We start from the raw sequence: 10,167 nt of genomic DNA, 5'->3' as shown, positions 1-10,167 counted from the left end.
GGATCATATCCATATGCTTGTAGAAATCCCGCCCAAAATGAGTGTGTCGGGCTTTATGGGATATCTGAAGGGAAAGAGCAGCCTGATGCTTTATGAGCAGTTTGGCGATTTGAAGTTCAAATACCGTAACAGGGAGTTCTGGTGCCGAGGGTATTACGTTGATACGGTTGGGAAAAATACAGCCAGGATACAAGAATACATAAAGCACCAACTGGAAGAGGATAAAATGGGTGAGCAGTTGTCGATCCCGTATCCTGGCAGCCCGTTTACGGGCCGTAAGTAATCCATAGATGCAAATGTCAGATCGCAATGCGCCTGTTAGGGCGCGGCAGGCAAGAGAGCCTTATAGGCGCATATGAAAAACCTCCGGCTATGCCGGAGGATATTTATTCGAACCGAGGCAAATTATTTTTTGGCGCGTTCGAAAGAGGCAACGATTTCAGCTTTAGCGGCAGCAGCATCTGCCCAGCCATCCACTTTCACCCATTTGCCTTTTTCCAGATCTTTGTAGTGCTCGAAGAAGTGAGTGATCTGTGCTTTCAGCAGTTCTGGCAGATCGTTCACGTCTTTCACGTGATCGTACTCTTTTGTCAGTTTGCTGTGCGGTACGGCAACCAGTTTTGCATCTTCACCGGCTTCGTCAGTCATTTTCAGCACGCCGACCGGACGGCAGCGGATCACTGAACCAGGCTGCAGCGGGTACGGGGTTGGCACCAGTACATCAACCGGGTCACCGTCCAGAGACAGTGTATTGTTGATGTAACCGTAGTTGCACGGATAGAACATCGCCGTTGACATGAAACGGTCAACGAACAGCGCACCGGTATCTTTGTCGATTTCATATTTGATTGGATCGGCGTTCGCCGGGATTTCGATAACTACATAGATGTCTTCCGGCAGGTCTTTGCCAGCAGGGACCAGATTCAAGCTCATGTCGGTTTCCTTTAATCAAACCAGAAATGGAGTGGTGGCTAATTATAGCCAAAACACTCTCAAAGTACTGCGATTTTTCAGGCGCCACGTCGTTCTAGACGCTTCATTTTTATGTCGCCAAGGAGAATTATCAGACCGCTCACGGTTTGGGCTCCCTCTATCAAATACGCCAATTACAGGTATATTAGGCCCCCACGGAACCGTTAAGGAAGTTTGAGCATGGTTGATAAGTTGCAGCGCAGCAGAAAGGAAAAGAATTCGAACTTATATTATCAAGTGCGATTACTGGTAATGTTCACCCTCTTGATATGCAGTCAGGCGATTAATGCAACGGTTCTTGGTTTACCACAGAATTATCATCAGGTTTCCCCGGATTTATTCCGTTCTGCCCAACCGGACGCAGCGCAAATGCAGGCGTTGGAGCAGAGCGGTATCAAAACTGTTCTCAACCTTCGGCAATGGAATGATGATGACAGTGAAGCGAAGGGGACAAGTCTGATACTGCGCCGTGTGCCTATGAACGCTGCGGTGATCAATGATGAGATCGTGGTCAGTGCGTTACGAGAAATCCGCTTTGCCCAGAAACCGATGCTGGTGCATTGCTGGCACGGTAGCGATCGTACCGGGCTGATTGTGGCAATGTATCGGTTGGTCTTTGAGCATGCCGCTAAAGCGGATGTGTTGGCTGAATTGCGCAAACCGGAATATGGCTATCACGAAAGCTATTATGGCGGCATTGCGCGCTACGTGCGTGATGTTGATGTTAATCAGATACAACAGCGCGTTTTCGGCGTTCCAGCCGGTTTACCACAGTAAAGACGCTCGGGATTTTGTTCGGTACAACAGAGAGTCCTGGCAGCAGATTTCTTGCTGCCAGGAAAGCTGGAACGGGCTTATTCGTCTGGGAATTCAGCGATAAAACGTTCGGCTTCTTCTACCATGGATTTGGTTCCGACGAAGAACGGTGCACGCTGGTGCAGTTTCTCCGGTACGATATCCAGAATGCGTCTTTTGCCATCGCTGGCTTTGCCACCGGCCTGTTCAGCCAGCAGAGCCATCGGGTTGCACTCATACAGCAGGCGCAGCTTGCCTTGCGGGTGGCTGGCGGTGCTTGGATAAATATAGATACCGCCTTTCAGCAGGTTGCGGTGGAAGTCGGCAACCAGTGAACCGATATAACGTGAGGTATAAGGGCGTTGTGTCGCTTCATCCTGCTCTTGGCAGTATTTGATGTATTTCTTCACCCCGAGCGGGAACTTGATGTAGTTACCTTCGTTGATGGAGTACATGCAGGCTTTTTCCGGGTAACGCACTTTCTCGTGTGAGAGACAGAACACACCCAGCGACGGATCGTAAGTGAAGGCATGTACGCCATAACCGGTGGTATACACCAGCATGGTGGATGAACCGTAAACCACGTAACCAGCAGCAACTTGCGCACTACCAGGCTGCAGGAAATCTTCTTCGGTAACAGGAGTACCGATCGGTGTGATACGGCGATAGATCGAGAAAATCGTACCGACGGAGACGTTAACATCAATGTTGGACGAGCCGTCCAACGGATCCATCAGCACCACATACTTGCCGTTTTCAGCCCGCTCGCCGTCGAATATGACGATGTCGTCTTCTTCTTCCGAAGCGATGCCTGCAACTTCACCGCGCGCTTTCAGCGCTGCTTTGAGTTTTTCATTGGCGAACAGATCCAGTTTCATCTGAACTTCGCCCTGGACGTTGGAAATGCCGCTGGCCCCCAGAATATCAACCAGACCAGCCTTGTTGATATCACGGTGGATGATTTTGGCACCCAGTTTAATTGCAGAAAGTAGCGCAGTCAGCTCGCCGGTGGCGTGAGAGAAGTCGTGCTGTTTCTCGACGATAAATTCGCCTAACGTTTTCATGACACAATCCCTGAATCTACGGATGGATAGCGGTTTGTTAACAAACCGCCAACGTTTTCGCCAGCCAGTGTAGCCCAAAGCATTACGCCATTCATAGGCAAATCCATTTCTTCCCGGCGATTCTGAGCGTTAGAATAAGTACTAAATCGATGCACTCAAATGAGAAACCTAATGCGCATACATATTCTTGGGATCTGCGGCACCTTTATGGGTGGGCTGGCAATGCTGGCGCGCTCGCTTGGACATGAGGTTACGGGATCTGATGCCAACGTCTATCCCCCAATGAGCACGCTGCTGGAAAATCAGGGGATCGACCTGATCCAGGGTTACGATCCGGCGCAGTTGGATCCCGTACCCGATCTGGTGATTATCGGTAATGCAATGACGCGCGGAAACCCTTGTGTGGAAGCGGTGTTAGAGCGCGGTATTCCTTACGTTTCTGGCCCGCAGTGGTTGCACGATCAGGTACTGCGCGATCGCTGGGTGCTGGCGGTGGCCGGTACGCACGGTAAAACCACCACTGCCGGGATGGCGACCTGGATCCTGGAAGCCTGCGGTTATCAACCCGGTTTTGTGATCGGTGGCGTGCCGGGTAACTTTGATGTTTCTGCGCGGCTCGGCGGCAGCCCGTTCTTTGTGATCGAGGCGGATGAATACGATTGTGCCTTTTTCGACAAGCGCTCCAAGTTTGTGCATTACAGCCCACGCACGCTGATCATGAACAATCTGGAGTTTGATCATGCAGATATTTTTGACGATCTGAAAGCGATCCAGAAACAGTTCCATCATCTGGTACGTTTGGTGCCGGGCAAAGGCAAAATCATCCTGCCAGACAATGATGCACACCTGAAACAGGTGATGGCGATGGGCTGTTGGAGTGAGCAGGAACTGGTGGGCGATGAAGGCGCTTGGCGCGCACACAAACTGACGCCGGATGCGAGTCATTACGAAGTTTTTCTCGATGGCGATAAAGTTGGAGAGGTTAACTGGGCATTGGTGGGTGAACACAATATGCATAATGGCCTGATGGCGATCGCGGCGACCCGCCATGTTGGTGTGCAACCTGCTGATGCCTGTCGCGCGTTGGGTGATTTTATTAATGCTCGCCGTCGCCTGGAACTGCGTGGCGAAGCCAACGGTGTTGCGGTTTATGATGACTTTGCTCATCACCCAACCGCTATCCTTGCTACGCTGGCCGCGCTACGCGGTAAGGTTGGGGGCACGGCGCGGATTCTGGCGGTACTGGAGCCCCGTTCTAATACCATGAAGATGGGGATCAGCAAAAACGATCTGGCGCCTTCGCTTGGCCGGGCTGATGAAGTGTTCCTGTTCCAACCGCACCACATTCCTTGGCAGGTCGCCGAAGTGGCCGATGCCTGTGTACAAAAGGCACATTGGAGTGCCGATCTCGATACCTTGGTGGAAATGATCGTCAAAGTCGCTCAGCCGGGTGACTCTATTCTGGTGATGAGTAACGGTGGTTTTGGCGGTATTCACGATAAACTGCTGGCAGCGTTGGCTGAAAATGCCAAGCCGAAAGAGGTTTATTGAAAGCTTTCCCTACGAGCTATCCATCTCAGGCCGCGAATGCGGCCTTTTTTATCTCAATAAAAAAGCCCTCGCAAGCGAGGGCAATAGGACTCGTCGAATAGAATGACGAGGTTTTCTAGGAAATGGGCATTTATCTCAGAACTCGGCAGTGGCAGTGACGAGGGAAGTTCGGTAAATGCACTCTCTTAGTTATTACTTGTAAATTTCTGCGGTGGCGTGGAAGTTGCCTTCACTGCGTGCTTCGATCACACGATAAGCGGTCGCACCTTTAGCGTCGGCTTTGGCAGACAACGCCTGACGGATATCTGATGGTGCTGCACCGACACCGCTCACGGTGATCGTTCCTGCAGATTGCAATTTTTCAGCCTGCGATGCATCAATGGATTGTGCTGCAAATGACCCAAAGGAAAGCATAGAGAGAAGGCTTACTGCTGCAAGGGTAGTTTTAATTTTCATGGTTTGGCCTCTTTATATTCTTTTGTTAGTTCCTGTGAACCGTGATTTACGTCACGGAAATGAGTATAGGCTTAGTAACGACAAAAATTAATAGCCAGCTAACGATCTGTAGTGAAACTTTATTTGGTCACTTTTATTTTTAATAGCGTAATGGAATAAAAAGCGGTGATTAAATGAGCGATTGATGTTAAATTTATGTGATTTCAATGAGCTAAGTGCCTTTGACTAAAAGTGCGAAACATCAAAGATGCTACTGATTACTCATACGCAATTGTCATTGAAATAGGCCCGTCAGACTCAAGTTACAGCCTAAGGTCATAGGGAGATAGATGCGGGCAGAAATATCAGAGGGAGCGTTATGGTTAGAAAACGTTAACAAAATATGGCCTTCATCAGCCCTATTTTGTTAACGGCATGCGTCACAGTTCTTGTTCGAACAAAGTGAGAATCGCTTCAAAAAGCTGGTGCGCGGTGAATGTACTGGCAGGGGTGACGAAAATGGTGTCATCACCTGCGATGGTGCCCAGGATCCCTTCGGATTTGCCCAGTGAATCCAACAGGCGTGCAATCAGCTGTGCGGCTCCGGGGCTGGTATGGATCACCACGATGGCATCATTGTGGTCGACATCCAGCACCAGATTCTTCAGCGGGCTGGTGGTGGTTGGCACACCGAGTTCCGCAGGAAGGCAATACACCATCTCCATTTTGGCATTGCGCGTTCGCACCGCGCCGAACTTGGTCAGCATGCGCGACACTTTGGACTGATTGATATTTTCGAAGCCTTCCTCTTGCAGCGCCAAAACGATCTCGCCTTGAGAACTGAATTTTTCTTCTTTCAGTAACGCTTTGAATGCTTTGATCAGATCTTCCTGCTTTGCGGGATTACGCATTTTGCACCGTGGAATGTTGCCAAAGGGAGCTATTATTATGCATATCAATGAATTTTTATGCAATGTGGCAAGATGGATAGAGCGTAAATAATGCAGAGAAACTAAGGCGCGGGCGGCATTTTAACAAAATCTATATCTCATGAATATGCCTTTTGACGCAGGAAACGAGTCAGCTTTTCAGTAACGAAAATGTTATTAAAATGATGTTGTTCTGATGTTATGTAAGGGTGTAATGTAACGCCCGGTTAACTCGCCAGTGAAGAACCTTGCACTATTTTCGATTAGTGTGCGCTATGCCCTTAATGCGTAAGCTATTTAATCTAAAATAAGCGCGACATCGGGCGTTTTATTGCGCCAGCTCTAAAACCGACTGTTAATAGGTTGTTTTTAAAGGTGTAATAAATTAAGGTCCGAGGCCAAAGAATTCACGGCGCTTTTATATTCAAGATAATAAAGGAGTATAGGATGAAAGTTGCAGTTCTCGGTGCTGCTGGCGGTATCGGCCAGGCCCTCGCCCTTCTACTCAAAACCCAGCTTCCTTCAGGTTCTGAACTCACCCTCTACGACATTGCCCCTGTTACCCCAGGCGTTGCCGTTGACTTAAGCCACATCCCAACCGCAGTTAAAATCAAAGGCTTCAGTGGTGAAGATGCGACCCCTGCGCTGCACGGTGCCGATGTAGTGCTGATTTCTGCCGGTGTGGCACGTAAGCCGGGTATGGATCGTTCGGACCTGTTCAATGTGAACGCCGGTATTGTGCGTAATCTGATCGAGCAAGTCGCTAAAACCTGCCCGAAAGCCTGCATCGGTATCATCACTAACCCGGTGAACACCACAGTTGCTATCGCCGCTGAAGTGTTGAAAAAAGCCGGTGTTTATGACAAGAACAAGCTGTTTGGCGTGACATCTCTCGACATTATTCGTTCTAATACCTTCGTGGCTGAGCTGAAAGGCAAGCAGCCAGAAGAGTTGGAAGTGCCTGTTATTGGTGGTCACTCAGGCGTAACCATTCTGCCTCTGCTGTCACAGATCCCTGGCGTGAGCTTTACCGCGCAGGAAGTTGCTGACCTGACCAAGCGTATCCAGAATGCGGGTACCGAAGTGGTTGAGGCTAAAGCCGGTGGCGGTTCCGCGACTCTGTCTATGGGCCAGGCCGCTGCACGTTTCGGTTTGTCTTTAGTGCGCGCGCTGAGCGGTGAGAAGGGCATTATGGAATGTGCCTACGTTGAAGGTGATGGCAAATATGCCCGCTTCTTCGCACAACCTCTGGTATTAGGCAAAAACGGTATTGAAGAACGTAAGGATATCGGTGCCCTGAGCGCGTTCGAACAACAAGCGCTGAACGAAATGCTGGACGTGCTGCACAAAGATATCGAACTGGGCGAGAAATTTATCAACAATTGATAGCGCCGGTACGATTAAAGCCTGCAAAAGCCGCCGGAACTACAGTCCGGCGGTTTTTTTTATTTTTCTCATGATTTGATACGACTTTTTCGGTCCAGCAGACGCTGTGTGTGCGGATCAAAATATCGGCTTGGCCAAATTTCCGCAGGATGAACATTCAATGCGTCGGCAATCAGCCATTCTCCCTTCGGCCAAGGGCGTGACAGCGCATTGGCAAGAGTGGATGAGCTTAGCCCTGCCTGGCGTGAAACCGCTGCCAATGTCGTACCTCTCTTCTTCAACGCCGCTATTACGTCTGCAGGATGCCAGTCTGGATTCCGTGAATTCATGTTTACATTCCTTTTTTGATTAGAGAAAGTTCTGTTAGTGGTATAACTAACAGGTCAGAATTAATCGTTTGAACAACATGAAACGCTTATTCAGAAACCAGAATACCACTAAGTTTCTAAAAAACATCTTATGGTTTCTGAAAAATTTGTCTTGCCACACTATTGTCCAGAGATAATGGCTATGAAAAACGAGTGGTTTGCCGCCAAGGAGCTTATAGGCCTAGCAGGATTACCTTCCTCTACACAGGGAATCAACCTCATGGCACGGCGTGAAGGCTGGGTCAGCCGCCGCCGCAAAGGCGTACAAGGAAAAGCGTTGGAGTACCATGTTGACAGTCTGCCGACCAGCGTGAGGAAGTTGTTGATTCTACGGGAAGAACCGGCGGCTTATGAGGTGGAACGGCAGGATCCTCTGGCGGTCTGGGTTGAATATTATTACCACCTGTCAGACAGCGAGCGGGCGCAGCTTATGGCGTTTCTGATGCGTGAAGGTGTTGGCAGCCTGTTAGCGTGGGTGGCCGAGAAGGATAAGTAACATGTGCATGGCGCGTGGAGTTTCGCAAAATAGCTCTTTTGCAGCAGGGGCTTCCTGCTCGTGATTTTGGTTTATTTTTTCTTTGGTCAATAAGCCGCCCTTGAGTTATCGCTGAGTAATTTTCTTATGCGGTAATCACATAAAGAAGGGTTCGACTAACTGACAGGCATTACAGGTTCATAGCAAGGGATTCATTAATTGAAGGAATGAATAGGCCTGGTATCCAGACCTATTTGAATATTAGGAAAGTTTTTGTTTCTTAAAAATTACGTTGAACGGCCAGATGTGCTAATCCTTCCAGCGCAGCACGGTAGGGTGATTGCGGCAACACCTGCAAAACAGAAATTGCTTTATCCGCTTCTTCTTCTGCACGCTGGCGAGTGTAGGTGAGTGAACCGCATGCTTGCATCGCGGCCAAAACGGGCTCCAGCAAATGGCGGCCATTTCCCTGTTCAATGGCGGTGCGAATCATCGCTGACTGCTCTGCATCGCCATTGTGCATCGCATGTAATAAGGGCAGGGTGGGTTTACCTTCATTGAGATCGTCACCGGTATTTTTCCCTAACGTCACCCCGTCAGCGCTGTAATCGAGCAGATCATCGATCAGCTGGAACGCCGTACCCAAGTAGCGGCCATAATCCTGCAGTGCTTTCTCTTCGGCTTCGCTGGCACCAGCAAGAATGGCCGATGACTGTGCCGCCGCTTCAAACAGACGGGCGGTTTTGCTGTAGATCACCCGCATGTAGTTTTCTTCGGTGATATCAGGATCGTTCACGTTCATCAGTTGCAGCACTTCACCTTCGGCAATAACGTTGACGGCTTCAGACATCAACGCCAACACGCGCAACGATTCCAGGCTAGTCATCATCTGGAAAGCGCGGGTATAGATGAAATCCCCAACCAGCACGCTGGCTGCATTGCCGAAGGCCGCATTGGCGGTGGCTTTGCCGCGGCGCATATCGGACTCGTCCACGACGTCATCATGCAGTAACGTTGCGGTGTGAATGAATTCGATCAGGGCGGCCACGGTAATATGTTTATCCCCCTGATAGTGCAACGCCCGCGCGGCAAGCACGGCGATCATCGGACGAATACGTTTACCGCCACCGCTGATAATGTAATAGCCAAGTTGATTGATGAGCGTGACATCGGAATTCAACTGTTCGAGAATTGTTGCGTTCACGGCCGCCATATCTTGCGCGGTTAACTCAGTAATTTGTTCTAGGTTCATTGTGTTTTTTCAGCTGTGTTTCTGTTCACCGCGATGAGATTGCTGCTCACATCGGTATAGGGCGGTCACTGTTGTCTCTGATTGTACTTGAAAAACGCCTCAGATAAATGCCATGAAAGAAACTGTGTTTTTTTTCTTCTTTTTTCATCTTCAGCCCCCATTATGCTCTTGTCATAGGCGGGATTATTGCGTAGAATTCGCGCCCTATTGTGAATATTTATAGCGCGCTCTGTACTGAACAGTTGGGCACGCGGAAAGCGGAGTTTTATATGTACGCGGTTTTCCAAAGTGGTGGTAAACAACACCGAGTAAGCGAAGGTCAAACCGTTCGCTTGGAAAAGCTGGACATCGCAACTGGTGAAGCGGTTGAGTTTGACCAGATTCTGATGATCGCTAATGGCGAAGATATCAAAATCGGCGTTCCTTACGTCGATGGCGGCAAGATCAAAGCTGAAGTCGTTGCTCACGGTCGTGGCGAAAAAATCAAGATTGTTAAGTTTCGTCGTCGTAAGCACTACCGTAAGCAGCAGGGCCACCGTCAGTGGTTCACTGACGTTAAAATCACCGGCATCAGCGCTTAAGTTAGGAGAGCGGATTAATGGCACACAAAAAGGCTGGCGGCTCGACTCGTAACGGTCGCGATTCAGAAGCTAAACGTCTGGGCGTAAAACGCTTTGGCGGCGAAGCAGTACTGGCAGGCAGCATCATCGTTCGTCAGCGCGGTACCAAATTCCACGCTGGTACCAACGTGGGTTGCGGCAAAGACCACACTCTGTTTGCTTTGAAAGACGGTAAAGTCAAATTCGAAGTTAAAGGCCCGAGCAATCGTAAATTTATCAGCATCGAAGCTGAATAATTTTTCGAGCCTTACGAAATAGATGTAAGCCCCGCAATTCGTTGCGGGGCTTTTTACATTTATAGGGCACTGGTGTTCAGGCCC

12 protein-coding genes and 1 pseudogene are annotated in these 10,167 nt (G+C 49.5%); 7 read left to right on the top strand and 6 right to left on the bottom strand.

Translation table 11 applies throughout. From position 1 onward, the window contains the following. A pseudogene (gene tnpA, locus IV04_RS21575) lies at positions 1-283 on the top strand (IS200/IS605-like element IS1541A family transposase); the annotation flags it as partial. Between the two features lie 122 nt (positions 284-405). On the opposite strand, the gene ppa reads toward tnpA, so the two are convergent. Next, positions 406-933 carry an inorganic diphosphatase gene (gene ppa, locus IV04_RS21570; protein ID WP_037396357.1) on the bottom strand — a complete coding sequence of 176 codons (528 nt, stop codon included), beginning with the start codon at positions 931-933 and terminating at the stop codon, positions 406-408. 291 nt (positions 934-1,224) lie between these two features. On the opposite strand from ppa, the gene IV04_RS21565 reads away from it, so the two are divergent. Further along, entirely contained in the window at positions 1,225-1,749 is a 525-nt protein-coding gene (locus tag IV04_RS21565) for a tyrosine-protein phosphatase (protein ID WP_161782109.1), read from the top strand. 77 nt (positions 1,750-1,826) lie between these two features. Here the strand turns inward: IV04_RS21565 and fbp are convergent, their stop codons facing one another. Beyond that, on the bottom strand, positions 1,827-2,831 hold the full coding sequence (gene fbp, locus IV04_RS21560; protein ID WP_037396359.1) for a class 1 fructose-bisphosphatase: 1,005 nt from the start codon (positions 2,829-2,831) through the stop codon (positions 1,827-1,829). A 171-nt stretch (positions 2,832-3,002) separates the two neighbouring features. Here fbp and mpl point away from each other — a divergent pair, with 171 nt between their 5' ends. Next, positions 3,003-4,382 (top strand): UDP-N-acetylmuramate:L-alanyl-gamma-D-glutamyl-meso-diaminopimelate ligase, encoded by a 1,380-nt coding sequence (gene mpl, locus IV04_RS21555; RefSeq protein WP_037396361.1) that lies wholly within the window; start codon positions 3,003-3,005, stop codon positions 4,380-4,382. 192 nt (positions 4,383-4,574) lie between these two features. Here the strand turns inward: mpl and yhcN are convergent, their stop codons facing one another. After that, a complete protein-coding gene (yhcN, locus tag IV04_RS21550; protein WP_037396363.1) occupies positions 4,575-4,838 on the bottom strand; it encodes a peroxide/acid stress response protein YhcN in 264 nt (87 codons plus the stop codon). A 419-nt stretch (positions 4,839-5,257) separates the two neighbouring features. Further along, positions 5,258-5,728, bottom strand: a complete 471-nt coding sequence (gene argR, locus IV04_RS21545) for a transcriptional regulator ArgR (protein ID WP_037396366.1) — start codon at positions 5,726-5,728, stop codon at positions 5,258-5,260. A 465-nt stretch (positions 5,729-6,193) separates the two neighbouring features. Here argR and mdh point away from each other — a divergent pair, with 465 nt between their 5' ends. After that, positions 6,194-7,132, top strand: coding sequence for a malate dehydrogenase (mdh, locus tag IV04_RS21540; protein WP_037396369.1), 939 nt, complete (start codon positions 6,194-6,196; stop codon positions 7,130-7,132). A 68-nt stretch (positions 7,133-7,200) separates the two neighbouring features. Here the strand turns inward: mdh and IV04_RS25515 are convergent, their stop codons facing one another. Beyond that, entirely contained in the window at positions 7,201-7,461 is a 261-nt protein-coding gene (locus tag IV04_RS25515) for a helix-turn-helix transcriptional regulator (RefSeq protein ID WP_072010944.1), read from the bottom strand. A gap of 181 nt (positions 7,462-7,642) precedes the next feature. Here IV04_RS25515 and IV04_RS21535 point away from each other — a divergent pair, with 181 nt between their 5' ends. Further along, positions 7,643-7,996, top strand: coding sequence for a DNA-binding protein (locus tag IV04_RS21535; RefSeq protein ID WP_037396372.1), 354 nt, complete (start codon positions 7,643-7,645; stop codon positions 7,994-7,996). A gap of 259 nt (positions 7,997-8,255) precedes the next feature. Here IV04_RS21535 and ispB read toward each other — a convergent pair whose 3' ends face one another. After that, positions 8,256-9,227 (bottom strand): octaprenyl diphosphate synthase, encoded by a 972-nt coding sequence (gene ispB / locus IV04_RS21530; protein WP_037396376.1) that lies wholly within the window; start codon positions 9,225-9,227, stop codon positions 8,256-8,258. A gap of 269 nt (positions 9,228-9,496) precedes the next feature. On the opposite strand from ispB, the gene rplU reads away from it, so the two are divergent. Together rplU and rpmA are read left to right on the top strand one after the other, a co-directional pair. Beyond that, the gene (gene rplU / locus IV04_RS21525) at positions 9,497-9,808 is read left to right on the top strand and encodes a 50S ribosomal protein L21 (protein WP_037396379.1); all 312 of its coding nucleotides are present in this window, start codon (positions 9,497-9,499) and stop codon (positions 9,806-9,808) included. Between the two features lie 17 nt (positions 9,809-9,825). Beyond that, positions 9,826-10,083: a 50S ribosomal protein L27 gene (gene rpmA / locus IV04_RS21520; protein WP_004933559.1), complete on the top strand. Its 258-nt coding sequence runs from the start codon at positions 9,826-9,828 to the stop codon at positions 10,081-10,083. Positions 10,084-10,167 lie beyond the last annotated feature (84 nt).

Source organism: Serratia sp. Ag1 (genome assembly GCF_000743355.1).
GTDB lineage: Bacteria > Pseudomonadota > Gammaproteobacteria > Enterobacterales > Enterobacteriaceae > Chania.
Note: the sequence above shows the minus strand (reverse complement) of the source record. Positions and strands in the feature narration are given on the sequence as shown.